This is a genomic window from Micromonospora hortensis (assembly GCF_022230935.1).
GTDB lineage: Bacteria > Actinomycetota > Actinomycetes > Mycobacteriales > Micromonosporaceae > Micromonospora > Micromonospora hortensis.
This window is the reverse complement of record NZ_JAKKFE010000033.1, coordinates 191,485-218,158: the sequence shown is the minus strand read 5'-3', so window position 1 is coordinate 218,158 and position 26,674 is coordinate 191,485. Positions and strand designations below refer to the sequence as shown.

20 protein-coding genes are annotated in these 26,674 nt (G+C 70.1%); 12 read left to right on the top strand and 8 right to left on the bottom strand.

Annotated features, from left to right (window positions below):
- The first annotated feature begins 46 nt into the window (after positions 1-46).
- The 5 genes from NIE111_RS23160 to mmsB all read left to right on the top strand — a co-directional run bounded on the left by NIE111_RS23160 (position 47) and on the right by mmsB (position 7,335).
- Complete coding sequence (locus NIE111_RS23160; RefSeq protein WP_238686376.1) at positions 47-1,033, top strand: LacI family DNA-binding transcriptional regulator; 987 nt, start codon at positions 47-49, stop codon at positions 1,031-1,033.
- 323 nt (positions 1,034-1,356) lie between these two features.
- Positions 1,357-3,012 carry a glycoside hydrolase family 27 protein gene (locus tag NIE111_RS23155; RefSeq protein WP_238686375.1) on the top strand — a complete coding sequence of 552 codons (1,656 nt, stop codon included), beginning with the start codon at positions 1,357-1,359 and terminating at the stop codon, positions 3,010-3,012.
- Between the two features lie 312 nt (positions 3,013-3,324).
- Positions 3,325-4,467 (top strand): multiple monosaccharide ABC transporter substrate-binding protein, encoded by a 1,143-nt coding sequence (chvE, locus tag NIE111_RS23150; RefSeq protein WP_091401170.1) that lies wholly within the window; start codon positions 3,325-3,327, stop codon positions 4,465-4,467.
- An 82-nt stretch (positions 4,468-4,549) separates the two neighbouring features.
- Positions 4,550-6,088: a multiple monosaccharide ABC transporter ATP-binding protein gene (mmsA, locus tag NIE111_RS23145; RefSeq protein ID WP_112585361.1), complete on the top strand. Its 1,539-nt coding sequence runs from the start codon at positions 4,550-4,552 to the stop codon at positions 6,086-6,088.
- Positions 6,085-7,335 (top strand): multiple monosaccharide ABC transporter permease, encoded by a 1,251-nt coding sequence (mmsB, locus tag NIE111_RS23140; RefSeq protein WP_238686374.1) that lies wholly within the window; start codon positions 6,085-6,087, stop codon positions 7,333-7,335. The genes mmsA and mmsB overlap by 4 nt, the downstream gene beginning before the upstream one ends.
- Positions 7,336-7,511: 176 nt before the next feature.
- Here the strand turns inward: mmsB and NIE111_RS23135 are convergent, their stop codons facing one another.
- A complete protein-coding gene (locus NIE111_RS23135) occupies positions 7,512-8,891 on the bottom strand; it encodes a CBM96 family carbohydrate-binding protein (protein WP_238686373.1) in 1,380 nt (459 codons plus the stop codon).
- 214 nt (positions 8,892-9,105) lie between these two features.
- Between NIE111_RS23135 and NIE111_RS23130 the strand changes: the two genes are divergently transcribed.
- The 4 genes from NIE111_RS23130 to NIE111_RS23115 all read left to right on the top strand — a co-directional run bounded on the left by NIE111_RS23130 (position 9,106) and on the right by NIE111_RS23115 (position 14,364).
- Positions 9,106-10,407 (top strand): MFS transporter, encoded by a 1,302-nt coding sequence (locus NIE111_RS23130; RefSeq protein ID WP_443677125.1) that lies wholly within the window; start codon positions 9,106-9,108, stop codon positions 10,405-10,407.
- The gene (locus NIE111_RS23125) at positions 10,404-11,387 is read left to right on the top strand and encodes a TolB family protein (RefSeq protein WP_238686371.1); all 984 of its coding nucleotides are present in this window, start codon (positions 10,404-10,406) and stop codon (positions 11,385-11,387) included. The genes NIE111_RS23130 and NIE111_RS23125 overlap by 4 nt, the downstream gene beginning before the upstream one ends.
- Before the next feature lie 122 nt (positions 11,388-11,509).
- On the top strand, positions 11,510-13,036 hold the full coding sequence (locus NIE111_RS23120) for an alkaline phosphatase D family protein (protein ID WP_238686370.1): 1,527 nt from the start codon (positions 11,510-11,512) through the stop codon (positions 13,034-13,036).
- A gap of 14 nt (positions 13,037-13,050) precedes the next feature.
- Positions 13,051-14,364, top strand: a complete 1,314-nt coding sequence (locus NIE111_RS23115) for a hypothetical protein (protein WP_238686369.1) — start codon at positions 13,051-13,053, stop codon at positions 14,362-14,364.
- Positions 14,365-14,407: 43 nt separating this feature from the next.
- Here NIE111_RS23115 and NIE111_RS23110 read toward each other — a convergent pair whose 3' ends face one another.
- The 4 genes from NIE111_RS23110 to NIE111_RS23095 are packed head-to-tail and all read right to left on the bottom strand — an operon-like array spanning position 14,408 to position 19,373.
- A complete protein-coding gene (locus tag NIE111_RS23110; RefSeq protein WP_238686368.1) occupies positions 14,408-15,592 on the bottom strand; it encodes a low temperature requirement protein A in 1,185 nt (394 codons plus the stop codon).
- A 59-nt stretch (positions 15,593-15,651) separates the two neighbouring features.
- Entirely contained in the window at positions 15,652-16,218 is a 567-nt protein-coding gene (locus tag NIE111_RS23105; protein ID WP_238686367.1) for a TetR/AcrR family transcriptional regulator, read from the bottom strand.
- Between the two features lie 51 nt (positions 16,219-16,269).
- On the bottom strand, positions 16,270-16,935 hold the full coding sequence (locus NIE111_RS23100) for a hypothetical protein (protein WP_238686366.1): 666 nt from the start codon (positions 16,933-16,935) through the stop codon (positions 16,270-16,272).
- Positions 16,932-19,373, bottom strand: coding sequence for a PEP/pyruvate-binding domain-containing protein (locus NIE111_RS23095; protein ID WP_238686365.1), 2,442 nt, complete (start codon positions 19,371-19,373; stop codon positions 16,932-16,934). Before NIE111_RS23095 ends, NIE111_RS23100 begins: the two co-directional genes overlap by 4 nt.
- Before the next feature lie 122 nt (positions 19,374-19,495).
- Between NIE111_RS23095 and NIE111_RS23090 the strand changes: the two genes are divergently transcribed.
- The 3 genes from NIE111_RS23090 to NIE111_RS32340 all read left to right on the top strand — a co-directional run bounded on the left by NIE111_RS23090 (position 19,496) and on the right by NIE111_RS32340 (position 23,630).
- A complete protein-coding gene (locus NIE111_RS23090; RefSeq protein WP_238686364.1) occupies positions 19,496-20,155 on the top strand; it encodes a M23 family metallopeptidase in 660 nt (219 codons plus the stop codon).
- A 73-nt stretch (positions 20,156-20,228) separates the two neighbouring features.
- The gene (locus tag NIE111_RS23085; RefSeq protein WP_091401205.1) at positions 20,229-20,459 is read left to right on the top strand and encodes a DUF2188 domain-containing protein; all 231 of its coding nucleotides are present in this window, start codon (positions 20,229-20,231) and stop codon (positions 20,457-20,459) included.
- A gap of 216 nt (positions 20,460-20,675) precedes the next feature.
- Complete coding sequence (locus NIE111_RS32340; RefSeq protein ID WP_238686363.1) at positions 20,676-23,630, top strand: fibronectin type III domain-containing protein; 2,955 nt, start codon at positions 20,676-20,678, stop codon at positions 23,628-23,630.
- 177 nt (positions 23,631-23,807) lie between these two features.
- On the opposite strand, the gene NIE111_RS23075 is transcribed toward NIE111_RS32340, so the two are convergent.
- The 3 genes from NIE111_RS23075 to NIE111_RS23065 all read right to left on the bottom strand — a co-directional run bounded on the left by NIE111_RS23075 (position 23,808) and on the right by NIE111_RS23065 (position 26,649).
- Entirely contained in the window at positions 23,808-24,791 is a 984-nt protein-coding gene (locus NIE111_RS23075; RefSeq protein WP_238686362.1) for a COG1361 family protein, read from the bottom strand.
- A 16-nt stretch (positions 24,792-24,807) separates the two neighbouring features.
- Positions 24,808-25,353, bottom strand: coding sequence for a hypothetical protein (locus NIE111_RS23070; protein WP_238686361.1), 546 nt, complete (start codon positions 25,351-25,353; stop codon positions 24,808-24,810).
- A 273-nt stretch (positions 25,354-25,626) separates the two neighbouring features.
- Positions 25,627-26,649 carry a DUF4331 family protein gene (locus tag NIE111_RS23065; protein ID WP_238686360.1) on the bottom strand — a complete coding sequence of 341 codons (1,023 nt, stop codon included), beginning with the start codon at positions 26,647-26,649 and terminating at the stop codon, positions 25,627-25,629.
- Positions 26,650-26,674 lie beyond the last annotated feature (25 nt).

The following is a 26,674-nucleotide window of genomic DNA, read 5'->3' as shown; positions in this document are numbered from 1 at the left end:
CCGGAGATGTAGCGGGGGGAGTGAAATGGCCGTCCACGGTCCCGCGATGACGGACGTTGCTCGTCTCGCCGGTGTCTCCCATCAGACGGTGTCGCGGGTGCTCAACGGGCACCCCAACGTCCGTGAGCAGACCCGGCTTCGGGTACGCGCGGCGATCGCCGAACTCGGCTACCGCCCCAACGGCGCGGCACGTGCCCTGGTGACAGGTCGATCGCAGGTCATCGGTGTGGTCGCGCAGAACACGACGCTCTACGGTCCGGCGTCGCTGCTGGCCGCCCTGGAGCAGACCGCCGCCGAAGAGGGCTTCGCGGTCAGCGTCGGCAGCGTGCGAAACCTGGACCACCGCTCCATCTCGGCGGCCGTCGAGCGGCACCTGTCGCACCGGGTCGCCGGCATCGTGGTCATCGCCCCGGTCGAGTCGGCCGGTGAGGCGCTGGAGCGCCTACCCAAGGATGTCCCGCTGGTCACTGTCGACGGTGACCCGAGTCGGCCGGTGCCGCTGGTGACTGTCGACCAGGTGGCGGGCGCCCGGGCGGCGACGCAACATCTGCTCGACGCCGGGCACCGCACCGTCTGGCACGTCTCCGGGCCGACCGACTGGTTCGACAGCGTGGGTCGGATCGACGGCTGGCGGCAGGCGTTGGTGGCCGCCGGGCTGGAACCGCCGCCGCCGATGCCGGGGGACTGGTCCGCGGCGTCGGGTTACCGGTGCGGGCAGATGTTGGCGCGGATGCCGGAGGTCACCGCCGTCTTCACCGCCAACGACCATCTCGCGCTGGGCGTGCTGCGGGCACTGCACGAGTTCGGTCGACGGGTGCCGCACGAGATCAGCGTGGTCGGCTTCGACGACGTACCGGAGGCGGCGTACTTCATTCCGCCGCTGACCACCGTCCGACCGGACTTCGACGCGGTGGCGCGAGCGAGCCTGCAGATGCTGCTGTCCCAGATCGAGTCGGGCACCAGTGGGGCGCTGCGTCAGACCATCGCCCCCGCTCTGGTCGCCCGCGAGAGCGTCGCTCCACCTCGTCACTGACGGTTGGCGCCACCGGAGGTCGCCCCGCGCGGTGCGGGGAGAGGCCCGCCACGCCCCGCCCAGCAGTGAACGCGCGGGTGGGTCCGCCGCGCCAGCGTGCGCCAATTTTCGGCTTCCTCGCCGAATAAGACGCGGCTCGATGGGTTGCTGAGGGTAACTAATCGATGTCGAGCGATACGACGCGGTGAAGGTATTGAACCTCGTGAAATGTCGTCGTAACATGATGGGCGTCTCTGTTAACGCTAACAAAAATTGGCGTCCAACTATCGGCGTACCGACCAGCGATCGTAAACACGGGCGGGCGTCACCGACAAGGAGGCTCGATGAACCGCAATACCCGAGGTCGTCGCTGGGGGAGCGCACTGGCGGCCGGAATTCTGCTCGCCGGCGCCCTGGTCGGCCTTCGCGCCCCGACCGCGCAGGCACTGGACAACGGCGTGGCGCGCACTCCACCCATGGGGTGGAATTCGTGGAACCAGTTCGGCTGCAACATCAACGAGGCGCTGATCCGGCAGACGGCGGATGCGATCGTCAGCACCGGCATGCGGGACCTGGGCTACAACTACGTCGTGGTCGACGACTGCTGGTTCAACCCCAACCGGGACAGCTCCGGCAACATCCAGGGCGACCCGAGTCGGTTCCCCAGCGGGATGAAGGCGCTCGGCGACTACCTGCACGCCCGGAACCTGAAGTTCGGCCTCTACCAGGTGCCGGTCGACAAGACCTGCGCGCAGTACTTCGGCGCCTACCCCGGGGCGACCGGCAGTCGGGGCCACGAGGTGCAGGACGCGCGCCAGTTCGCCGCCTGGGGTGTCGACTTCCTCAAGTACGACTGGTGCTCGCCGGAGGGCAGCATCAACGACCAGGTGGCCACCTTCGCCAAGATGCGTGACGCGCTGGCCGCCACCGGTCGGCCGATCGTCTACAGCATCAACCCCAACAGCATCCACGCCAAGACCGGCCCACAGCGCAACTGGGGCGACGTGGCGAACATGTGGCGCACCACCGAGGACATCACCAACGCGTGGGACACCGGCCAGACCAACGGCTACCCGATGGGCATCCAGAACATCATCAACGTGACCGTTCCGCTGGCGTCCTACGCGAGGCCGGGTGGGTTCAACGACCCCGACATGATGGAGATCGGCCGCGGCGGCATGAACGACACGGAGATGCGCAGCCACTTCGCGATGTGGGCGATCATGGCGTCTCCGCTGATCGCCGGCAACGACGTGCGGAACATGAACGCGGCGACGCAGACGATCCTCAAGAACGCCAACCTGATCGCGATCAACCAGGACTCGCTCGGGTTGCAGGGGACGCAGGTGTCGTTCGACGGCACGCGTCGGGTGCTGGCCAAGCGGCTCGCCAACGGTGACGTCGCCGTCGCCCTCTTCAACCAGGGCGGCTCGACGACGACGATCTCGACCACGGCCGCGGCCATCGGCAAGTCCGGGTCGTCGTTCACCCTGGTGGACGCGTGGACCGGTGGCACCAGCACCAGCAGCGGGACCATCAGCGCCAGCGTCCCCGCCCACGGCACTGTGGTGTACCGGGTCAGCGGTGGCGGAACGACTCCTCCGACGACGCCGCCGCCGACCACGTCGAGCGCGTACGCCAGCGCCGCCTCCGGTCGCTGCCTCGACGTGCCGAACAGCAACACGACCAACGGCACGCAGCCGGTCATCTGGGACTGCAACGGCGCTGCCAACCAGCGCTGGACCAGCAGCGGTGGGACCCTGCAGGCCCTGGGCAAGTGCCTGGACGCGCCGCCGAACGCCGCGGCCGGCGCCAAGGTGCAGATCTGGGACTGCAACGGCGGGACCAACCAGCAGTGGGCGGTCAACGCCAACGGCACTATCAGCAACACGCAGTCGGGGCTCTGCCTGGACGTCAACGGCAACGCCACCGCCAACGGCACCACGGTGATCCTCTGGACCTGCACCGCGGCGGCGAACCAGCGGTGGTCGCAGCGGTAGCCGACCGGGGCCGCCGACCGCCGAGGTCGCGGCGACCCACCTGATCCGACGGCAGTGCCGGTGCCCGCGGACGACAGATGTCGTCCGCGGGCACCGGTCTGTAGAGTGCTGCGGACGACCACGCTGAGTCGCCGCGTCCTGCCCTTCCGGTGGATCGGCCACATGGCTACGCTCGCCTGGATGCTCCGTTACGAGACCGTGACACCGGTATTTCGGATCTGGTGTTGACGCAATCTATGTGAGCGCTAACACTACCCGAAAGATGACACTTGGCCCCGGCAGTCGGCGGGGGAGTCCAGAGAGGAGAAGCCCGTGGGCAGGAAATTCCTGGTTGCTCTCGGCGGCGCGGCACTCGCGCTGAGTTTGGCGGCGTGCAGCGGCGGGGGTGCGGGCAGCGGTGAGAAGTCCGGTGACGAGAAGCCGAGTGATTTGACCATCGGTGTCTCGATGCCGACGCAGACCTCGGAGCGGTGGATCGCCGACGGCAACGCGGTGAAGTCGAAGCTGGAAGCCAAGGGCTACAAGGTCGACCTCCAGTACGCCGGCGACGACATCCCCACGCAGTCGCAGCAGGTCGACCAGATGATCACCCAGGGTGCCGATGTTCTGGTCCTCGCGGCGATCGACGGCACCGCGCTCAGCAGCCAGCTGCAGGCCGCCGCCGCCGCGAAGATCCCGGTCATCTCCTACGACCGACTGATCCGTGGCAGCAAGGACGTCGACTTCTACGTCAGCTTCGACAACTACAAGGTTGGCGTCGCCCAGGGCACCGCGCTGCTCGTCGGCCTCGGCCTGCTGAACAAGGACGGCTCGAAGGGCACGGCCAAGGGGCCGCTGAACGTCGAGCTCTTCGCCGGGTCGCTGGATGACAACAACACCCAGTACTTCTTCGGCGGCGCGATGGACACCCTGAAGCCGTTCATCGAGAACGGCACGCTGGTCGTCAAGTCCAAGCAGACCACCCCCGAGCAGGTAGCCATCCTGCGGTGGCAGCAGGAGACCGCGCAGAAGCGGATGGAGAACCTGCTCACCTCCAGCTACAACGACGGCTCGAAGGTCGACGGGGTGCTCTCGCCGTACGACGGCATCTCCCGCGGCATCATCACCGCCCTGCAGAACGCCGGCTACGGCAAGGGCGCGAAGAAGCTCCCGGTGGTTACCGGCCAGGACGCGGAGATCGCCTCGATCAAGCTGATCAACGACGGCGTGCAGAGCTCCACGGTCTTCAAGGACACCCGGCTGCTGGCCGAGCAGGCCGTGAACGCGGCCGAGGCGTTCCTGCAGAAGAAGCAGCCGCAGGCCAACGACACCCAGACGTACAACAACGGCGTCAAGGTCGTCCCGGCGTACCTGCTGCCGATCGCGACCGTCTACAAGGACGACATCAAGGCGACGCTGATCGACTCCGGCTACTGGACGGCGGAAGAGGTCGCCGCCGGTCAGGCCAAGAAGTAAGCCACTCGTCGGGCCCGGCGGTCACCCGCCGGGCCCGACGCCTGGGCGCGGACACGTCCAGACCTGACGGAGGACAGTGACAATGGACGACACCATCCTCGAGATGCGTCGCATCACCAAGACCTTCCCCGGCGTGACCGCGCTGGAGGACGTCACCCTCGCAGTGCGCCGCGGGGAGATCCACGCCATCTGTGGTGAGAACGGCGCCGGCAAGTCCACCCTGATGAAGGTGCTGTCCGGCGTCTACCCGTCCGGCTCGTACGACGGCGAGATCCTCTTCGACGGCAAGCCGATGCAGTTCCGTGGCATCCGCGACAGCGAGGCCAACGGCATCGTCATCATCCACCAGGAGCTCGCCCTGGTGCCGTACCTGTCGATCGCGGAGAACATCTTCCTCGGCAACGAGCGGCGAGGCCGCAGCGGGCTCATCGACTGGAACTTCGCCAACGCCGAAGCGGCGAAGCTGCTGGCGTCCGTCGGGCTGCACGAGAACCCGGTCACCCCGGTCATCCAGCTCGGCGTCGGCAAGCAGCAGCTCGTGGAGATCGCCAAGGCGCTGTCGAAGAAGGTGCGCCTACTCATCCTGGACGAGCCGACGGCCGCGCTCAACGACATCGACTCGGCGCACCTGCTCGACCTGTTGCGGGCCCTCAAGGAGCAGGGCATCACCTGCATCATGATCTCGCACAAGCTCAACGAGATCACCGCCATCGCCGACTCGACCACCGTCATCCGCGACGGGCGCGCCGTGGAGACCCTCGACATGCGGTCCGACGAGGTGACCCAGCAGCGGATCATCCGGGGCATGGTCGGGCGCGACCTGGACAGCTTCTACCCCGACCGCGAGTCGTCCCCCGGTGACGAGGTCCTGCGCATCGAGGACTGGACGGTGCGGCACCCGGTCCAGGACCGGATGGTCGTCGAGGGCGTCGGGCTGTCCGTACGCGCCGGCGAGGTCGTCGGCATCGCGGGCCTCATGGGGGCCGGGCGGACCGAGCTGGCCATGAGCGTGTTCGGTCGGTCCTACGGGCGCGACATCCGGGGCCGACTCTTCGTCCACGGGCGGGAGGTGCAGGCGCGCACCGTCGCCGAGGCGATCGACAACGGCATCGCCTACGTCACCGAGGACCGCAAGCGCTACGGCCTCAACCTCATCGACGACGTGCGGCGCAACGTGTCCGCCGCCGCGTTGGACCGGCTGTCCCGCCTGGGCTGGGTGAACGGCAACGAGGAGATCAAGGTTGCCGAGGCGAGCCGCAAGGAGATGAACATCCGCACGCCGAGCGTCATGGCGGTGGTCGGCAAGCTCTCCGGCGGCAACCAGCAGAAGGTCGTGCTGTCGAAGTGGCTGTTCACCGACCCGGACGTGCTGATCCTCGACGAGCCCACCCGCGGGATCGACGTCGGCGCCAAGTACGAGATCTACACGATCATCAACCGGCTGGTGGCCGCCGGTAAGGCGGTGATCGTCATCTCCTCCGAGCTGCCGGAGCTGCTCGGAATGTGCGACCGCATCTACACCCTCGCCGCCGGCCGGATCACCGGCGAGATGCCGGTGGCCGAGGCGACTCAGGAGAGCCTCATGGAGCTGATGACCAAGGACAAGGAGCTCGTCGGATGACCAGCATCAAGACCCCTTCGACGGAGCGCCCCACGCCCCCGGACAGCACGCCCACCGCCGCCCTGCACAGCGGGACGAGCGACCTTCGGGCGCTGGTGTTGAACAACCTGCGGCAGAGCGGGATCTACGTCGCCCTGGTCGTCATCGTCGCGCTCTTCGCGGTCCTGACCGACGGGGTGTTGCTGAGCCCCGGCAACATCACCAACATCGTCCTCCAGTACTCGTACATCCTGGTCCTCGCCATCGGGATGGTCATCCTGATCATCGGCGGGCACATCGACCTGTCGGTCGGATCGGTCGTCGCGCTCACCGGAGCGGTTTCCGCCGTCCTGGTGATCCAGCAGGGTCACCCCTGGTGGATCGGCGTCGTGGCCGCGCTGGTCGTCGGCGTCGCGGTCGGCGCGTGGCACGGGTTCTGGGTGGCGTACGCCGGCATTCCGGCGTTCATCGTGACCCTGGCCGGCATGCTGCTGTTCCGGGGTCTGACCCTGCGGGTGCTCGACAACATCTCGCTGTCGCCGTTCCCGTCCGAGTACCAGCAGGTCGCGGCGGGCTTCCTCAACGGCCTGCTCGGTGGGCAGGGCTTCGACGCCTTCACGTTGCTGATCGGCGCTGTCGCCGTGGCCGGCTACGCGGTCAGTGGCTTCCGCACCCGGGTGGCGCGGATCCGCTACCAGCAGCCCGTCGAGTCGTTCCCGCTGTTCGTCGCCCGGGTCGTGCTGGTCGGCGCGGTCCTCATGTACTTCGCCTGGCAGCTCGCGCACGCCCGAGGGCTGCCGATCGTGCTGATCATCCTGGCGGTCCTGGTGCTGGTCTACGGCCTGCTCACCCGGCGTACCGTCTTCGGTCGCCAGGTCTACGCCATCGGCGGCAACCTGTCGGCGGCGGCGCTGTCCGGGGTGAAGGTCCGCACCGTCAACTTCTGGATGTTCGTCAACATGGGCTTCCTGGCGGCGGTGGCCGGCGTCATCTACTCGTCGCGGTCGAACGGCGCCCAGCCCGCCGCCGGCAACATGTTCGAGCTGGACGCGATCGCCGCGGCCTTCATCGGCGGCGCGGCGGTCACCGGTGGCGTGGGCACCGTGGTGGGCGCGATGGTCGGTGGTCTGATCATGGCGGTGATGAGCAACGGCATGCAGCTGATGGGCATCGACCAGTCGACCCAGTCGGTAGTGAAGGGTCTCGTTCTGCTCGTCGCGGTCGCCTTCGACGTCTACAACAAGCGTCGCGCCGGCACCGCCCGCTGACGCCTGAACAGAACGCAGTGGCCCCTGACCGCAGAGCGGTCAGGGGCCACTGCGTTCCAACCGACTCCGCGATCTTGCACTTTGTGTTGACGGTCTGCGGCTTACGCGGCATAAGTCGGGACAGAAAGTGCAAGATCGACGGGGTGGGGGGTGGGTGGGGTGGGGTGGGGTGGGGGTTAGTGGCAGGTGTTGGTGCCGGTGTCGGTGTAGGTCTGGCCGGCTACTGGCACGAACTGCCAGTCGTAGCTGTTGGAGTGCAGGGTGAACTTCAGGACGCCCCAGGCTGAGCTGTTGCGCGCCTCGCTGTTGGGCTGGATGGTGCCGAAGCCGTAGTGGCCGGCACCGCCCATCCCCGCGACGAAGCTGCGCAGACCCCGGCTGGAGTCGGCGCCACCGGCCGGGTTCATCGGGGCGAACCGCTCGTACACGTGGTTGTGCCCCCAGACGACGACGTCGGCGTTGTAGTCGTAGAGGGCCTGGTACAGCGGACGCGTCGACGTCGACGGCGCGTGGTTGGAGCTGGACGTGAACAGCGGGTGGTGCCAGTACGCGATGGTGCACGGCTTGCTGCTGGCGGCCAGGTCCGCGCGCAGCCACTGCTCCTGAGTCGAGCCGGCCGACATGCTGATGTTGGAGTTCAGCGATACGACGTGCCAGTTGCCGAGGTCGAATGAGTAGTAGCCGCGCCCGCTCGGGCCGGCCGACGTACCGAAGTAGTTGTAGTAGCCGGTCGCGCCCGACGTGTTGTAGTCGTGGTTGCCCGGCGACGGGCGGGTGCGGGACTTGTGTCGACCCCAGGTGGGCTCGTAGTAGCTGGTGAACTGCGACGCCGTCCCGCTGTCGTAGACGTTGTCGCCGGTGGTGAAGACCGTTCCCGGGATGCTGTCGAGCAGCGTCGCGGTGGCGCTGTCGCCGGAGCCGGAGTCGGCGATGTCGCCGGCACCGACGAACACGGGGTCGCCCGACGGGGGTGGCGTGGTGGTCCCGGTGGTGACCACCAGTTGCGGTGCGTCAGCGCCGCTCTCTCGGGTGTCGTAGTAGGCGCCGTCACCGCTGGTCGAGGTGGCACCGAAGCTGTACGTGCCGTTGCCGGTGACAGCGGCCGTGACGTCGACCTCGTACCAGGTGTTGCCGCTGACCGCGCCGATCGTGCCGAGTGTGGCCCCGTCGATGGTCGGCTGGTTGTTCCAGGTGGTGCCGGTCTCCGACCAGGTCGTGTTGGACATCCGGCGGAACGTGCCACCGGCGTCGCTGCCGCTGTTGCCGCTGATCGTGCGCAGTCGCAGCTTGGCGCCGGTCACCGTGCCGCTGACACCGCTCACCGTGAAGCGCAGGAACGAGCGCCGCACGGGCGAGTTGTCGACCACTACCTGCGTGGACGTGCCGTAGTTGGTGGCGGCCGTGTCGCTCTGGACGTAGGTGTCGGCGACCGGCGTGAAGGTCACGCTCGCCGCCGACGCCGCGCCAGCGCCGGTCACGACGACGGCGGCGGTCGCGGCGACGATCACCGTGACCACCCCCAGCGTCACCGGCGGACGGGGGAATCGAATGTCCATCCAGGACTCCTTACCTCGTGGGTAGAGCGCAAGGAATGTAGGAAGGTCGATGAGCCGGCGGGCGACGGGCGGATGAACAGTGCGTCCCGGCAGGCGAACACCTCGGTGTTGGGAGCCCGTTCATCCGACCCTCGCCCGGACGCCATCCGCGGTCCGTTGTGCGACCTCCACTGAGTACGGACGATGGCTGCCCGTCGACCGTCGATCAGAGGAGATGCTCGTGTACCTGTCGACCGTCTCCCGACCGGTCGCCGACCAACCCGGGTCGGGGCCCCGACGCCGCCGGTTCACGATGGTCAGCGGCAACGTCGTCGCGCTCGGCACTGTCAGTCTGATCACCGACGTGTCCGCCGAGATGGTGGCCGCGGTCCTGCCGCTCTATCTGGTGCTGGGCCTGCACCTCAGCCCGGTGACCTTCGGCGTGCTCGACGGCGTCCACACCGGCGCCACAGCGCTGCTGCGGGTCGTCGGTGGCTTCGCCGCCGACCGGTTCCGGCGGCGCAAGCTGATTGCCGGCATCGGCTACACGCTCTCGGCGGTCGCGAAGCTCGGCCTGCTGCTCGCCGGCCGGTCGATCCCGGCGATCGGCGCCGTCATCGCCGTCGACCGACTCGGCAAGGGTGTTCGCAGCGCGCCGCGCGACGCGCTGATCACGCTCTCCACGCCACCCGAGGAGCTGGGTCGGGCGTTCGGGGTGCACCGGGCGATGGACAGCGTCGGCGCGTTCCTCGGGCCGCTCGCCGCGTTCGCGGTCCTGCTGGTCGTCGGGCAGTCGTACGACGCGGTCTTCGTCACCAGCTTCTGCATCGCGGCCCTGGCCGTCGTGGTGCTCGTGCTCTTCGTTCGGGAGCAGCCGCCCGGCGAGGTGGTGGACGGGAAGGCGGCGGACGCGACCAACGATCCGAAGGTCTCCGTCCGCGAGGCGTTCGGGCTGCTGCGCGGCGGACCGGCCCGGCGGTTGGTGCTGGCCGCCGCGCTGCTCGGGCTGGCCACCATCGGCGACGGCTTCGTCTACCTGCTGCTGCAACGCCGGATGGACCTTGGCCTGCGCTGGTTCCCGCTGCTCGCGGTGGGGACCAGCCTGGCGTACCTGCTGCTCGCCGCTCCGCTCGGCGTACTCGCCGACCGGATCGGTCGCCTGCCCGTGGTGATCGGCGGCTACACCGCCCTCGGTGCGACGTACCTGCTGCTGGCCGGCCCGGTCGACGGTTGGCCGCTGATCGCCCTGGCGCTGACTCTGTACGGCGCCTTCTACGCGGCCACCGACGGCGTGCTCATCGCGCTCGCCGGTCCGGTGCTGCCGGCGCGTCTGCGGACCACCGGAATCGCGTTGGTGCAGACCGGGCAGGCCCTCGCGTACCTCGTCTCCTCCGTGCTGTTCGGTCTGGCCTGGCAGGCGTGGGGGCCGGAGAACGCGATCCGCGCGGCGGCCGTGGCCGTCGCCGGCGTCCTGGTCGGCACGCTGCTCCTGCTGGCCTCCCCGTCCCGACTCACCACCCGGAAGGTACCCCGATGACAGCGATGTCGACCCGAGCGAAGCTCGGCGTGGTGGTCGCCTCGGCAGTGCTGTTGGGCGCGGTGGCGGCCGGCTACGCCGCCACTGCCGCGCAGGCTCCCCGGACGCCGCCACCCGCCAGCGGCGAGCAGACGGTCACCCTGGCACCCGGGCCCCGCCTGCTGGCGATCACCGACCGGCACGTCTCCACGGTCGCCGCGACCGACCCCGCCGGGCCGCGCACCGTCGCCGGCCTGGAGTGCCTCCGGGTGTACGCGGCGGCCGGCACCGGGGTCTGTCTGAAGCCGGAGACCGCGTGGTCATACCAGGTTGTCGTGCTCGACGCGACGTTGCGCCAGACGAGGGCGGTCAGTGTGCCGGGGCTGCCGAACCGGGCCCGGGTCTCGGCGTCCGGCCGGATGGTCTCCTGGACGACGTTCGTCGGTGGCGACTCGTACACCTCCAGTGGATTCTCCACCCGCACCGGGATCCTCGACACCCGCACCGGCACCACAGTGGCCTCGCTCGAAGAGTTCGCGATCACCCGGAACGGCCGGAGCTACCGCAACGCGGACGTCAACTACTGGGGCGTCACCTTCACCGCCGACGACAACAGCTTCTACGCGACGATGGCTACCGGTGGTAGGAGGTACCTCGTCCGGGGTGACCTCGCGGCTCGTACGGTCGAGACGCTGAAGGAGAACGTCGAGTGCCCGTCGCTGTCACCGGACGGCACCCGGCTCGCGTTCAAGGAGGCGGTCGACGCCGACCCGACGAAGGGCTGGCGGCTGTCGGTCCTGGACCTGTCGAGTATGCGGGTCACCGCGACCGCCGAGGTCCGCAGCGTCGATGACCAGGCCGCGTGGCTGGACGGCGGAAAGCTGGCCTACGCGCTGCGCCGGGACGACGGCGAGCCCGACGTCTGGAGCGTTCCGGCGGACGGGTCCGGTACGCCGACGCTGGTGATCCCCGGCGCGGAGTCGCCGTCCCCGCTCACCTGACGGTCCGGTTCCCGGCCCGGGTGGTCCGGACACCTGAACGCCTTGACGCGGACAGCATTCCGTCATGTCGGATTCCGCCGCGCAGCCATCGCCGTTCATCGACGTTCCCGAGGCTGTTGACCATGACAAGGCTGAGCCGTCGCATATTCGTCCTCAGTGGACTGGTGACCGCCGGAGTCGCTGTGACACCCCGCCAGGGTGCCCGCGCCGCGGTGCCGTACCCCTTCAAACTCGGTGTGGCGTCCGGTGACCCAGCGCCCGACAGCGTGGTCCTCTGGACCCGGCTGGCACCCTCCCCGCTCAACGCCGACGGGCAGGGCGGCATGGCCAACGCCGACGTGACAGTGGAGTGGCAGGTGTCCACCACCGACCGGTTCACCTCGCTGGTCTCCTCCGGCTCGGTGGTCGCCCGGTACGCCGACGCGCACTCCGTGCACGCCATCGCGGGTGGGCTCGCCGCCGACTCCGACTACTACTACCGGTTCCGGGCCCAGGGGCAGATCTCGCCGGTCGGGCGGACCCGGACCGCCCCGGCGCCCAGCGCCTTCGGCCGCGACCTGGTGATGGCCTTCGCCTCCTGCGCCCACTACGAGGCCGGCTACTACACCGCGTACCGGCGGATGGCCGAGGACAACCCCGGTCTGATCCTGCACCTGGGCGACTACATCTACGAGGGCGGCGTCGGCAGCTCCACGGTGCGGCAGCACGTCGGCGCGGAGATCGTGTCGCTGGCCGACTACCGCCGCCGGTACGCGTTGTACAAGTCCGACCCGGACCTGCAGGCGGCCCACGCGGCGGCACCCTGGCTGGTGGTGCCGGACGACCACGAGGTGGAGAACAACTACGCCACCATGGTCCGCAACGACAGCAGCCCCACGCTGACCGCCGCCCAGTGGACCGCCCGGCGCACCGCCGCGTACCGGGCCTACTACGAGAACATGCCGCTGCGACCGGCGTCCGCCGCCAACGGCAACAGCATTCCGCTGTACCGGCGCATCCGGTGGGGACAACTCGCGACCTTCCACATGCTCGACACCCGGCAGTTCCGCGACGACCAGGCCTGCGGCGACGGGTGGAAGGTCTGCGCCGACGCGGATCTGGCCTCCCGGTCACTGACCGGCGCCACCCAGGAGGCGTGGCTGCTCGACGGGCTGGCCCAGCGCTACGGCACCTGGGACATCCTCGGCCAGCAGGTCTTCTTCGCCCAGCAGCTCGACGCGAACGGGGCGGCGAGCATGGACGCGTGGGATGGCTACCGGGCCTCCCGCAGCCGCATCCAGACCGGCTGGCAGCAGCGCGGGGTGCGCAACCCGCTGGTGCTCACCGGCGACGTGCACCGGTCGTGGGCCAACAACCTCAAGGCCGACTACGCCAACCCCTCCTCGGCAACCGTCGGCACCGAGCTGGTCTGCACCTCGATCAGCTCGACCGGCAACGGCAGCGGCAGCACCACGGTCCCGAACGCGGCGGCCAACCCGCACCTGAAGTTCTACTCGGACCGGCGCGGCTACGTCCGTACCACCATCAGCCGCAGCCAGGTCCGCGCGGACTTCCGCGCGGTGAACTCCGTGACCGAGCACGGCGCGGCGGCGTCCACCGTGCGTTCGTTCGTCATCCTCGACGGCCAGCCCGGCCTGCAGGCCGGGTAAGGGAGAGAGCCACAATGACCGCGATCACCGCACTGCTCACCGCGTCCCTGCTCATCCCGAACGTGGTCCTCGGCCCGACCGCGATGACCGCCGAGGCGGTCACGTGGACCACAGCGAACAGCGTCGCCACCGGCGACCAGGACCTGCCCTCCATCGCCATGAACCGCAACGGTCACGTCGCAGTGGTCTGGGAGGACGACCGGGACGGCACCGCCCCGGAGGACGACACCCACAGCGAGATCTACCTGCGGCTGTTCCGCGACGGCACGCCCGCGTACGAGCTGAAGCTCAGCACCGGGGGGACCAGCGGGGCCGCCTGGCGGCACCTCAGCCCCGACGTGGGGCTCGACGACCGGGGCAACGCCGTGGCGGTCTGGGCCGCCGACGGCGACGGCAACGGCGTCTACAACATCCAGTACCGGGTGGTGTCGCCCGCCGGCGCGGTGCTCGGCTCGGGGCAGGCCAACGCCAGCGACGCCGGGCAGCAGATCTGGCCGAAGGTCTCGGTCGACCCGGACGGCGCGCCCACCAACGCCGCCGCCGTCGGCTTCACAGTGGTCTGGGAGGACGTGCAGGGCACCGCTCCCGCCACCGTCAAGGCCGCCGGCTTCACCGCCGCCACCACCAAGGCGTACGAGGTGACGGCCTCGCAGACGACGGGCACGCACCACCGTCCCGACGTGGCGGTGTCCGCCTCCGGCGAGGCGCTGGTGGTCTGGGACGAGGACGCCGACGCCAACGGCTCGTACAACATCGGGCTGACCCGGCTGGCCCGGCCCAACGGTGCCGTGGCGCTGTCGCGGCGGACGGCCAACGCCCAGAGCGGCGGGCAGCAGCAGCGCGCCTCGGTGGCGGCGAACTTCGCCGGCGACTTCACGGTCGGTTGGGAATCCGACCACACCGGCACCCGGGGTGTCTGGGCCCGATCGTTCACCGCCGCGGGCACGGCCCGGCACGACGAGGTTCCGGTCTCCACCGGCGCCGGCGCCACCGCTCCCGCTGTCGGCATCGACGACCAGGACAACGTGGTGGTGGGCTGGACGGTGTCCGGCGCCAACCCGGACGTCTGGGCGCGGGGCCTCAACCCGGACGGCACGTCCACCGGCCGGCTGGCGGCCCAGGCGCTGAGCCAGACCACGACGGGCCGCCAGGAGCACTTCGCGGTCGCCGCGTCGCCCTGGGGCGAGGTGAGCGTCTGCTACACCGACGACAACGACGGCAACACCTTCGACCAGGTGCTCCTCGGCCTGGGCACGACGAACTCCACCTGGCTGATGTCCGCCGACGAGCTGCGCCGACTGAAGGCGCGGGGCACCAGGGCGAGCTGAACACGTTGACCTGGGTCGTCTGACATCTCCCTGTCGGGGAGGGTCAGTCGGCCCGGGGCAGCCGCTCGTACAGGACCAGGGCGGTGAGGATGGCCGTCAGCAGGCCGAGGGCGGCCAGCGCGGGCAGGATCCGGGACACCGGCAGCAGCAGGAGGACGACGCCGATCGCGGCGAGATGGCCCGGCGAGCCGCCGACGGTCAGCCGGAGGAACAGCAGACGACCGATGAGGTAGAGCGCGGCACCGCCGTAGAGCACTGTCGTCGCCGGCCATCCCATCGGCACCCCGGCGGGGTGCCGAGGCTGATCCGTCAGGCTTGCGAGGATCAGGTGGATGCCCAGGGCGAAGTAGACGACCCCGGCGACCAGCGGCAGGTGCGCCAGCGTGTAAGCGTCCGATGCCAACTGCTGACGGCGTCGGGTACGCGGCGAGGCCGAGGTCAGCACCTTCGCGGCCTCCGGGGCGACGCCCACGAAGTAGAGCCACCACAGGCACACGGTCGCGGCGAAGCCGAACACCGCGGCCACCAGCATCGGCCAGGCGATCATGGTCAGGCCCACGCCGGCCCCGGCCGACAGCAGGGACTCACCGAGCACGATGATCAGCACCAGACCGTGGCGTTCGGCGAAGTGGGCGCCGCTGCGGACCTCGCCGAAGCTGGCGGCGGTGGCGATCCGGCCGCCGCCGTAGTCGACGAGGAACGCCACTGTCCACAGCACGGTCTGCGCGGTGCCGCCGAGGACGGCTCCCACCAGGAGCGGAACCCAGGCGAGTGTGGTGGACACGGCGAAGCGCAGGGTCTGCCGGCGGTACTGCGGGTTGCCGGACGAGGCGTAGGTCATCAGGGCGAGGTGCACCCCGCGGACCACGATGTAGGCGATGGCCAGAGTGAGCGGCGGGCTCAACGCGCCGTCGTGGCGCTGCCATGCCTCCGGGATCACCAGGGCGGCCACGAAGATGGCGGCCATCGCCGCGAGCATTCCGGCCAGCACGGGGCCGTTGTCCGCGCGGACCTGGTTACCCAGCCAGGCGTAGCAGCTCCACGCGTACCAGAACCAGAGCAGGAGCAGCAGGCCCTGGTAGAGGGTGAGCGGTCCCAGCGACTCCGCCATGAAACCGATGAGCCGCGTCAGCGCGAAGACCAGGACCAGGTCGAAGAAGATCTCGAAGGTGGTGGCCCGGTGTGCCTCCTCGACCAGCACCGGCCGGGCCCGGTGGACGCGGCTCATCCGCTCATCCTGGTCGGTGCCGCCCCTCGCCGGGGGGCCAACGGCCAGCTACGACGGGATCAGCCGAAGAGCAGGTCGAGGTGGGCGTCCAGCGCGCCCAGCGCCTGCTCGGCGGTGTACTGCCCGCCCAGCAGGTAGACGCCGAGCCCCTCCATCAGCGCCAGTAGGCCGGCCGCTGCGGCGGCGCCGTGCCGGTCGGGCAGGACGCTGGCGATGAACCCGGTGAACTGCGCGGTGTCCTCGTGCAGGCTGGGCGCGGCCGACGGTCGCACCGCCGTGTAGGCGAGGAACGCGAGCGCCACCCGCCCGTTGTCGCGGGTGGCTTCGTCGAGTGGCAGCAGCGCGGCGAGCATCGTGCGCAGCAGCAGCCGAGGCGAGGGGGTCTCGCCCAGCCCTGCCACCGCCTCGGTGACCCGGAGCTGGCTGCGCTCGCGCACCACGCTCAACGCGAACGCCATCATCTCGTCCTTGGTCCGGAAGTAGTGCTGGACCATCCCGGCGGACACGCCGGCCTCGGCGGCGACGTGTCGGAGGCTGACGGCCTCCAGGCCCTGATCCGCGGCGACCCGCATCAGCGCGTCCGCGATGAGGGTGCGTCGCTCCTGGTGATCGACCTTCTTGGGCATGGCCTCGATCGTTTCACAGTGGGTGGCCCGGAGACTCCGCCAGCGCGGCGGTCACCGGCTGACGGTCTGGCTCGCCGGTGTGCCCCGGGCGCTGCGCAGCAGGCCGTCCGGGTCGTCGGCGTACAGTCGCAGCTCGTTGACCGGTGTGGACCCGGTCTTCGGCAGGTCGAAGGTCAGCGGCCGGCGCAGCAGGACGTCGATGCTGGTCTGGCTGCCGACCGAGATGGACACCACCCGCCGGTCGCCCTCCTGCTCGACCTGCACCGACTTGCTCGACGGCAGCGATCGGTAGCGCTTGCGCAGCGCCTCGACGTCGGTCCACGGGATCCAGACGTCGATGCCCCAGCTGAGCCGCACCCGCAGGCCCCGGTCACCCACGACATGCGGGTGGATCGTCATGCTGGCGAACAGGCCGATCATCCAGAGCAGACCCCAGATGCCGAGGCCCAACACGATCCAGCGGGCGGGCCGCCACGGCACCACGTGGGTGACCACCACGTCGAAGATCGGGATCTCCACGACCGAGAGGCCGATGAAGATGCCCAGGATCGGCCTGACCACGCCGAGGTAGCCGAACGGCTCGTCGCCGGGCCCCAGCGGCAGTGGACGACGCCGCGCCCACACGTACAGGCTGCGCCACGTCGCGGCCTCGGCCTCGGCCGCCCGCCGCAGCAGCGGGCCCACCCGCGCCCTGGTCGGTGTCGTCGTGTCGGTCATTGTCGTCCTTCTCGCTCGGAGGCCGAGGGTCGGTGCAGCGTGACGGTGCCGGCGCCGCCGTCCACCGTGACGAGCTGCCCGGTGGTGATGGTCCGGGTGGCGTCCGGCACGCAGATGACGGCGGGAATGCCGTACTCACGGGCCACCGTCGGGCCGTGCGCCATGATCGCGCCGGTCTCGGTGACGAGCGCCGACGCGGTGAGGAACAGCGGGGTCCAGCCCGGGTCCGTGGTCGCGGTCACCAGGACTTCGCCGGGCTCGACGTGGGCGGTGCTCGGGTCGCGCACCACCCGGGCGGGGCCGGTCACCCGGCCCGCCGACGCACCCACTCCAGCGAGCGTCCCGTCGCTGGTCGATGCCGCCGGCAGGACGGTCTCGACATCCGTACCGTCGGAGAGCAGTGCCACCGGTACCGTCCGACGCCGCAGCTCCCGGCGGTGCACGGCCCGTCGAGCGGTCACGGTGCCGCGCAGATCAACACCCTGGTGTACGACTGTGTGCACCTCGTCGAGGGTCAGGAACATGATGTCGTCGGGCTGGTCCAGCAACCCGTTGGCGTGCAGGTCGGCGCCGATGAGCAGCAGTTGGCGACGGGTCTCGCGCAGCGGGTACAGCCCGGCGAACTTGCCGGCCTCGCGCAGGCCGGCCAACGACCGCGCCCGGCGCAACAGGAAAGCGGCGATCCCGCCCCGCACCGGCCGCCGACGGCGAGCTCGGGTGACCAGTTCCTCCAGCGCTGTCTCCGCCGCTGCGGCGGCCCGCTGGAAGCGCTGGTCGGGACCCTGGTGCGGATCGGTCACCCGCAGGTAGTTGGCGACCGCGGCGAAGACCGGTGTGGGGTCCTCCGCCCAGCGCGGCACTCCGAGGTCGACTTCGGCGACGCCCCGGTGCCCGTAGACGTCCAGGAAGGCCGCCATGCCGATGTCGGGCAGCGTCCCGCGCAGGTGGCGTGCGGCCAACTCGGCCGGCGGGGTGTCCAGGAGAAGCTGCCGGTGGTCGCCCACGCCCTGGGCGAGCCGCCACAGGGCCAGGTCCATCTCGATGGTGACGTTGTGCGGCATGCCGCCGAGCACGGTGTGGATCTCGTCGGGGCCGGCGACGCCCTTGAGCAGCGCGGCCGGTAGGGCGGCGGCGAGCATCCCGGCGACGATCGGCCACATGATCGCGTCGGCGCTGTCGTCGGCCTCGGCGTCCTGCGCCTGCACGAAGCGCAGCCGGTCGGCGGTGGTACGCAGCTCGGCGGGGGCTGCTGAACTCACCCTCAGCTGTTCGATCGCCTCGAACATCCGGGTCCGCGCGGCCTCGGGACGGGCCAGCGCCCGCAGGATGCCCACCACCGCGCGGCGGGCCGTCCGCAGCGACGCGGCGCCCGGCGCCCCACCGCGCCGGGCGCCGCCGCTGGTCGGGGCGAACCGGGGATCGGCCAGCACGTGCTGCATCACCGCCTGGGCGCGCGGCCCGAAGTCGACGGCCAGGAGCTTCACCAGCCGCTTGCGGGACGACCGGTCACGGGCGAGGTCGGTCAGGTCACCGTAGAGGCGGCCGCCGATGTCGACGATCTCGACCCGCACCCCGAGCGCGGCGAGCATCGCGGCGATCTGCGTCCGCAGAGTCGACATGCCCATCGGGGTGACCGGTTGCAGCATGCCCTGAACGTGCCCGAACTCCAGGTAGACGCGGGGGAGGGGCTTCTCGCTGAGCGGTGGGGCGGGGAACAGGCTGGTGATCGGCCGGGACTGGAGGAGCCACAGCACGTCGTCCGCGTCGATCGCCCACTCGACATCCTGCGGGCAGCCGAAGTGGGCCTGCAACCGTTCGCCGACGGCGCGGAGGCGGGCCAGTTGCGTGGACGTCAGGCATCCGGCCTCGGTGCGCGCGACGTCGTCGAGGATGTAGTGGTCGACGGCGGCGGCGCCGTCCACCACTGTCGTACCGAGGCCCGCAGCGGCGTCGACGGCCATCTCGTCGCGGCCCCCGGTCAGCGGGTTCGCCGTGAACAGCACTCCCGCCACCGCGGGTGTGACCATGCGCTGCACGACGACGGCCATCCGCACCGTCTGGTGATCGATGCCGCGGGCGTCGCGGTAGGCGGTCGCGCGGTCGCCGTGCAGCGAAGCCCAGCATTTCTCGATGGCGGCGATCAGCTCGGCGGTGCCGGTGACGTTGAGGACGGTGTCCTGCTGCCCGGCGAAGCTCGCGTCCGGCAGGTCCTCGGCGGTGGCGCTGGAGCGCACCGCCACCGGGCCCGCGCCGAGGCGCTGGTACGCGGCGACGACCTCGACCGTGGGGACGACGCCGAGCCGGTGTGCCTCGGTGGTGACGCAGAAACCGTCGGGGACCCGCTCGCCGTGCCGGATCAGCTCGCCCAGCCCGGCAGCCTTGCCGCCGACCAGGGCGGTCATGGCGGCGGTCACCTCGGACAACGCGATCACGTGCATGGGAGCCCACTCTCGTTGCAATACGACTGCATTGTATCCGACGGTATCTCGTTTGCGGTGCGACTGCAATGTCACCGCTGCGGGTGCGTCACCTCGGGATCGGAACGTTGCTGGGATCTGCCATGCTCGGGCCGGTGACGACCGGTCGCCCCACCAGATCCCGCTCCCACCGCCGCCCTCGAAGCCGTGCCATCCGTCTCCTGCTCGCGCTCGTCGCGGCGGCGGCCGTCCTGGGCGTCGCGGTGGTCGCGGTGCCGATGCTGCGACCGGCCGGGCCGCGCCCGCTCTTCCAGATGCCGGTGACCTGCGGCGAGACGTGGCAACTCAGCACCTACCCCGGTCACGACGACTACGACGTCGACTTCTTCCCGGTCGAGGGCGAGACGTGGGGGCGGCCGGTGCTCGCCTCGTACGCCGGCACCGTCACAGTGGCGGGCATCAACGGCTCGTTGGGTGGTCGGAACCCGGAGAACCCGGACGGCCCACGGGGGCGCGGCGGCGGCTACTGGGTGAAGATCGACCATGGCGGCAAGTGGGAGACGCAGTACCTGCACATGCTCGAACCTCCGCTGGTCACCGTGGGTCAGAAGGTCGCCCAGGGTGACCAGATCGGGCGGCTCGGCAGCACCGGCAACTCCGGAGCCCCGCACCTGCACTACGAGCAGCGTCGCGGCTGGGAAAAGGTCGAGACCCACTTCGACGGGACGCCGTCGGGCATCACCACCGACGAACGCGAGCAGATCCTGCGGCGGGTGAGCAACAACTGCCCGGCCGTCTCCTGAGGACCGCAGTTTGCCCGGCACGGCTCGCGGGCACTGATTCGGGAGACAGCGCAGACGCAGGGAGGAGCCGGTCATGGCCAAGGGTGACGTCGACACGTACCACGAGGACGGGCAGTGGAAGAACAAGCCGGAGGGCCAGGAGCGGGCCAGCAGCACGCATGACGTGAAGGCTGACGCGCAGGCCCAGGGCCGCGAGATGGCGGCCGACCGCGGCGTCGAACACGTGATCAAGAAGCAGGACGGCACGATCGGGGAGAAGAACACGTACCCCCGCAGCCGCGACCCTCGGGACATCGAGGGCTGACGGCTTCCGTCTCAGCGGACCGACCTCCCCGGCGTGACCGAGGGGGTCGGTCCGCTTTTGCGCGGCCGGGTACCCCAGTCGGCTTTATCCTCGTAAGAGAAATATGGGTGTTTTAGGGGGATATAGTCCAGCTCGGGACTGGAGTGAAAACTGGGAGTGGGCATGTCGTTTCGGGGCCGGCGTCGTCCGAGCAGAATCGCAACGCTGGCGGTAGCCGTGACCGTGGGAGTTCTCGCGGTCGCGCCGCTCCCGGCCTCGGCGGCCGGCTCGGTGCTGTTCGACCAACCCTTCCACAACAACACAGCGAATGGCATCGGCGCGGTGGCGGTGCCAGCAGTGCCCGGTCTCCTCGCCACCAACGCCGCCTGCCTGAGCGCGGCGGGCAACTCCACCATCGGCCCACTGCTCAGTTGCACCACCTCCACCGACCCGCAGGGCTCCGGCAAGCTGCGCCTCACCCCCGCCGCCATCACCCGCCAGGGTGGAGTGTTCGGCGCGGTGAGCGTGCCCACCTCGCAGGGGCTGCACGTCACCTTCAACACCTACCAGTACGGCGGCATCAACCCCGGGGCGGACGGCCTCGCCTTCGTCCTGGCCGCCGTCGACCCGGCCAACCCGAGACCCCCGTCCACCCTCGGCCAGCCGGGCGGCTCGCTGGGCTACTCGGCGGCGTTCAACGGAGTGTCGGCGGGCCTCTCCAACGGCTACCTCGGCATCGGGCTGGACGTCTTCGGCAACTTCAGCAACAGCACCTACCAGGGGACCGGCTGTACGAACCCGCCGTACATCTCGACCACCAACGGCCGGGTCCCCGGACAGGTCGTGGTCCGGGGGCCGGGCCGCAACGCGGTCGGCTACTGCGCGATCAACAGCACCGCCGGAAGCACCTCGTCTCCCGCCCTGCCGCTGCGGGCCGCCACCCGGGCCGCGTCAGTGGTGCCGGTCGAGGTGGTCATCAACACCACCGCCTCGCCGTTCACCACCGACTCCGGAATCACCACTCCCGCCGGCCAGTACCGGATCAGGTTCACCCCGGTCGGGGGTGCCGCCCGCACCCTGGCGGGCGAACTTCCGGTCGTGGCACCGAGCCTGTACCCGTCGCCGACCTGGCTGAACGCCAGCGGTTACCCCCGGCAACTCGCCTTCGGCTGGGTGGGTTCGACCGGCTCGGTCACCGACTTCCACGAGGTCGACGACGCGCGGGCGGTCAGCTTCAACCCGGTACCGGACCTGAACGTGACGCAGACCAGCGCGGTCGGCGCCGCCCCGCAGCCCGGAGACCCGGTCACCTACTCGATCACCGCCGGGGTCGATGCCGGCGCCACCGAGACGTCACCGATCTCGGTCACCCAGACCGTGCCCGCCGGTGTCGTCCCACGCGCCGCGTACGGCTCCGGCTGGGTCTGCGCCGCGCCGTCCGGACAGACCATCACCTGCACCAACAGCAACGGCCCGTTCGCCGGCGGCACCTCCCTGCCGCCCATCACCGTCGTCGCGACCGTCACCGGCACCGGCGTGACGCCGACGCAGATCCAGACCGCGACGGTGGCGACCTCGTCGTCGATCGACGCGAACCCGGGCCTGGCCACCAGCACCACACCGGTAGCGCCGGCCACCGCGCCCAGCGGCGTCACAGTCACCCCGGCCCAGAGTTCGGTCTCCGGGGGCATCCCGGTGACCGTCGGCGGCAGCAACCTCACCGGAGCGACAGCGATCACCATCGGTACGGCCGCCGAGCAGCAGGCTGGCACGTCGGTGCTGCTGGTGCCGTGCACCTCCGGCCCGGCCGCCGGTTGCTTCACTGTGAACCCCAACGGCACCCTCGCCATCTCCACCATGCCCGCCCGGTCCAGCCCGGCGACGGTCACCGTCAGCGTCGTCACCCGGGGCTCCGCCGGGTCGGCGAACTTCGTCTACGCGTCCACACCGGGCACACCGACCGCGCCCACAGCGGTCGCGGGCGTCTCCAGCGCCACGGTGAGCTGGACCGCGCCGGCGAACAACGGCAGCCCGATCACCAGCTACCTGATCACCCCGATCCGGGACGGCGTCACCCAACCGACTGTCACCTTCGACGCCTCCACCACCAGCCGCACCCTGACCGGGCTGACTGTGGGCTCGTCGTACACCTTCCGGGTCGCGGCGGTGAACGCGTTCGGGACCGGCGCGGCCAGCCCGCCCTCGGCGGCGGTGGTCCCGTACACGGTGCCGGGAGCGCCGACGAACACAGCGGCCACCGCCGGAACCAATGCCGCCACTGTCAGCTGGACGGCCCCGGCCAACGGCGGATCGCCGATCACCGGCTACACAGTGACGCCGTATCTCGGCGCGGTGGCACAGACACCCCGGGTCTTCAGCGGAACCGCAACGACCCAGATCGTCACCGGGCTGACCGCCGGTGCCACGTACACCTTCCGGGTGGCCGCGACGAACGCCGGCGGGACCGGCCCACAGTCGGCCCCCTCCGGGTCGGTGACTGTCAACGCGTCGCCGACGCTGACCTTCCCACCGCCCCCACCCGGCAAGGCGTACGAGCCGTACCAGTATCAGCTCACAGTGACCGGCGGCACCGGCCCGTTCACCTGGTCGGTCAGCGCCGGGAGCCTGCCCGCCGGGCTGACCCTCGACCCGGTCACCGGCCTGCTCTCCGGCACGCCCACAGTGTCCGGGACGTTCCCGTTCACCGTCCGGGTGACCGACTCGTTCGACCAGTCCGCGACCCGACCGGTCGACCTGGTCATCACCCCGCTCGGTGGGCTGTCCATCAGCGTCCCGGCGATCTCGGCGCTCGGCACCGTCAGCTCGGGCACGACCGGGGTATCGGGTCAACTCGGCCCGGTGACCGTCACCGACGACCGTGGGCCGTTCTCCGGCAACTGGGTCAGCGTCGTCTCCAGCACGAACTTCACCACGGGCTCCGGCTCGGGTGGCGAGACCATCCCCAACAGCAACATCACGTACGCCTCCGGGCCCGTCGTCGCCAGCACCGGGGTCGGATCCTTCGTCCCGCAGCCCGGGGCGGTGCTGAACACGCCGCGTACGGCCGCCGGGTGGTCCGGCCAAACGGGAGGCCCGAATTCCGCCACCTGGAACCCCACGCTGTTCGTGACGCTCCCGTCCGGGGTGGTGGTCGGCGACTACGTGGCGGTCGTGACGCACTCCGTCATCTGAACCCCGGCCCGACACCCCTCGCCCGCCGCCCCGCCTCTTGGATCGTGAAGTTGTGGTGGGGACAAATCGTTTTGATTGCGCCCAGGTCGGCCAGCACAAGTCCATGATCGACTCGGTCAGACGTCGCTGCCCGGCCGTTCCGGAGGGAACGGCCGGGCAGTCTCTGGTCCGGGGACGTCAGGCCAACTGGGTGCGCTGCCGGCGGACGAGGTACCAGCCGCCGAGGGTGACCAGCACCAGCAGGGCGACCCCACCGACCGTGTAGACCAGCCAACTCGGCCCGCTGGACGTCGCGACAGTCATGGGCGCCGCGACGGGTAGGACGATCTTCCCGGTCGCTGTGCGTTCCACGGTGCCGCTGGCGAGCTTCGCGTGCACGTCCCAGGTCCCGGCGGGCAGGGCCTGGTTGACCTCGATCCGAACCTGACCGCTCTGGCCGGGCAGGATCGTCACGCCGTTTGTCACCTTGAACGGACCGGCCTGCACCGCCGCCTTGTTCAGCGACAGGGTGCCGGTCATGTCCAGCGCGCGTTCGCCGGTGTTGGTGACCTTCGCGGTGACCACTGGGAACTCACCGGTTCCCGGCTCCGCGGCCAACCCTTCGATCCGGAAGTCAGTTGGCGGCTCACCACCCGGGCCGATGTCGAGGTAGACCCGGATGCCCACCCGGTGGATCTGGGTGACGTTGCCGGTGCGTTCCTTCGCGCTGGTGACCTGCGCCCAGATCGCCGCGTACCGCTCGCCCTTCGATGCCTTCCTCGGCACGGCGAGTTCGACCTCGACCGGTTGCCGCTCGCCCGGGTCCAGCTCCATGGTGGCGGTCTTCAGCCGGATCCACCCGCTCAGTTCGTTTCCCGTACGCCCCTCGGGCACCGTGAAGGCGTTGTTCTCGACCGACGCTGCGCCGGAATAGAACTCGATCTTCTGCGTCTCGGCGGAGGTGTTCTGCACCTCGACCCGGCGGTTGATCGTCGTCCCGGGCTTCAGGTGATCCACGATGTAGACTTGGGCCCGGGGGTCCTGCACCCGACTGGCCGGGATGTCCAGCATCCGGATGCTGATCGCGGCTTCCTCGGCCGGCTCCTGTCGCTGCTCCCGCACGGCAACGGCTGGTGCCGCCGAAACCCCGAGCGCCACGAGGGCGACCGAGGCCAGCAGCACCAGCCGGCCGAGCGGCTCAGAACACCGAATGTGTCACCGTCCCCGTGTAGACACCCTGGACGGTGCCGACGGGTACGTCCACCACCAGGGTCGGGTTCCAGGTGGCGAAGTTGTTGCCGGTGCCGCCGGTGTGGGTCATCGCCGTCTGGGGGACGTTGATGATCACTGCCTGGGCGGCGGTGGGCTGACCCGGTGTGAAGGTGCCGCCACCGGCGGTCGCCGTGGCGGGACCGGACCAGTACCGGACGTTGATGTTGGGGATCGTCTCCCCGGAGGAGCCACCACCGGTGACGAAGTCGGTGGAGATGACGTTGGCGGTCCAGTTGGGGGTGAGCGATCCGCGCTGGTCCAGCACGGTGACCGGGCCGAGCTGACCGGAGATGGTCGAGCCCTCCACGCCGTGGCCGATGTTCGCCGTCGCGGGCACGGTGATCGACAGGCCACCGGCGGCGTCGACGGTGAGGGTCACGATCGTGTCGCCCGTGGTGTCCGCGGCGGCCGGTCCGGCGAGCGCGACGACGGCGGCGACGCCGGCCAAGCCCGCGAGAATCTTTCTACGCATCGAGTCTCCTTTGTCCTAAAGAACCCTGGGAAGCACTTAAGAGACTAACTACGCAAAACACCCATCAGGGCGTGAATGACGCGAGCATCACCCGGTGAGGCATTCGATGATCGTGCTCGATCCTGGATGTCGTGGTGTCGTGCGCGCGGCAGGGGCCTCTCTCCTGGATCGAGCGCGATCATGGGTGGCCCGTCCTGCCCGCTCGGCCGTCGTCAAGGGCGCGCACGGCAAGGGCTCGGCGCCGTGTCGGCCGCCGAGCCCTTGCGAGCGGATTCAGGCCGCGACCACGTACGGGAACGTGGCGGAACGGGCGACCTTGGTGACCTCCGAGGTGAGGCCCGCCGTGGTGCCGGTGTTGAGGACCAGGGAGAACATCACCTCGGCGGCGTTGTCGGCCAGGGTGCGTCCGTTGCGGACCGCGAAGCCGAAGTTCGCGGCCGTGCCGACCTTGTACGACAACACGTCGGGGTAGAGCTGTCGGGCGACGCTCCAGCCGTACGCCTGCGGGTCCGGTGCGGTGCCGTTCGCCTTGACCACCCCGGCGACCGCGTTCGCGATCTCCTCGCCGCCCTCGGTGAGGTCGTTGCTGGGGTGCCGGAAGTTGGCGGGGTCGGAGAAGTCGGTGTCGTGGGGCCAGAAGATCGGCCACATCATGGGGTGGCCGGCGCGGTTGATCTGCCGCCATCCGCCGGCGTCGGTGGCCAGCATGGTGCGACACCACACGCCGATCTCGGTGCCGTCGCGCAGCAGTGGTTCGTCGTGGGAGACCTCGAGGACGATCGACTCGACTGTGGTGCCGGCAAAGCTGTTCTTGGCCTGGTCGACCCGCCACGCGGAGCGGTCCACAGGCGAACCGTTCTTGACCGCGCCGTTGATGGTGGCGAGTTCGTCGAGGTCGACGTAGAAGGGGTCGGTGATCCGGCCGGCCCAGATCCGGACGTTGCCGCCGGTGGTCACCTCGCCGGTGCGCCCCTCGGCGATGGGGGTGCCCATCGCGGCGTCGTCGCGGGCGTCCGCGCCGGTGAGCTCGTACAACTGGAGGGCCTGCCGGGCGTCGCCGTCCGGCTCGCCGAAGGCGAACCGGTAGGTCAGGTCCTCCGCCTCGGTGCCGTTGATGTGGATCTTGATCTCGTAACGCGCCTCGGCGTGGAAGCCGCGCTTGATGTCGGCCTTGGTCACCGAGCTGTTGACGTCCATGACGAACACGGTGGCGCGGTCGCCGTTGAAGACGTAAAGGTCGTCGATGTACAACTGGCCGCCCTGGGCGGCCAGGGGCGTATCGAGGTGGTGCGACATGAGCTCACTCCCGGAACTGCCGGAT

Bases quoted from the DNA above. Each gene is read 5' to 3' on its own strand.
- mmsB (WP_238686374.1), top strand. From the start codon at position 6,085: ATGACCAGCATCAAGACCCCTTCGACGGAGCGCCCCACGCCCCCGGAC.
- NIE111_RS23090 (WP_238686364.1), top strand. From the start codon at position 19,496: ATGCTCGGGCCGGTGACGACCGGTCGCCCCACCAGATCCCGCTCCCAC.
- NIE111_RS23155 (WP_238686375.1), top strand. From the start codon at position 1,357: ATGAACCGCAATACCCGAGGTCGTCGCTGGGGGAGCGCACTGGCGGCC.
- NIE111_RS23125 (WP_238686371.1), top strand. From the start codon at position 10,404: ATGACAGCGATGTCGACCCGAGCGAAGCTCGGCGTGGTGGTCGCCTCG.
- NIE111_RS23160 (WP_238686376.1), top strand. From the start codon at position 47: ATGACGGACGTTGCTCGTCTCGCCGGTGTCTCCCATCAGACGGTGTCG.
- NIE111_RS23070 (WP_238686361.1), bottom strand. From the start codon at position 25,353: ATGCGTAGAAAGATTCTCGCGGGCTTGGCCGGCGTCGCCGCCGTCGTC.
- NIE111_RS23135 (WP_238686373.1), bottom strand. From the start codon at position 8,891: ATGGACATTCGATTCCCCCGTCCGCCGGTGACGCTGGGGGTGGTCACG.
- NIE111_RS23120 (WP_238686370.1), top strand. From the start codon at position 11,510: ATGACAAGGCTGAGCCGTCGCATATTCGTCCTCAGTGGACTGGTGACC.
- NIE111_RS23100 (WP_238686366.1), bottom strand. From the start codon at position 16,935: ATGACCGACACGACGACACCGACCAGGGCGCGGGTGGGCCCGCTGCTG.
- NIE111_RS23065 (WP_238686360.1), bottom strand. From the start codon at position 26,649: ATGTCGCACCACCTCGATACGCCCCTGGCCGCCCAGGGCGGCCAGTTG.
- NIE111_RS23110 (WP_238686368.1), bottom strand. From the start codon at position 15,592: ATGAGCCGCGTCCACCGGGCCCGGCCGGTGCTGGTCGAGGAGGCACAC.
- NIE111_RS23130 (WP_443677125.1), top strand. From the start codon at position 9,106: ATGCTCGTGTACCTGTCGACCGTCTCCCGACCGGTCGCCGACCAACCC.
- NIE111_RS23115 (WP_238686369.1), top strand. From the start codon at position 13,051: ATGACCGCGATCACCGCACTGCTCACCGCGTCCCTGCTCATCCCGAAC.
- NIE111_RS23095 (WP_238686365.1), bottom strand. From the start codon at position 19,373: ATGCACGTGATCGCGTTGTCCGAGGTGACCGCCGCCATGACCGCCCTG.
- mmsA (WP_112585361.1), top strand. From the start codon at position 4,550: ATGGACGACACCATCCTCGAGATGCGTCGCATCACCAAGACCTTCCCC.
- NIE111_RS23085 (WP_091401205.1), top strand. From the start codon at position 20,229: ATGGCCAAGGGTGACGTCGACACGTACCACGAGGACGGGCAGTGGAAG.
- NIE111_RS23105 (WP_238686367.1), bottom strand. From the start codon at position 16,218: ATGCCCAAGAAGGTCGATCACCAGGAGCGACGCACCCTCATCGCGGAC.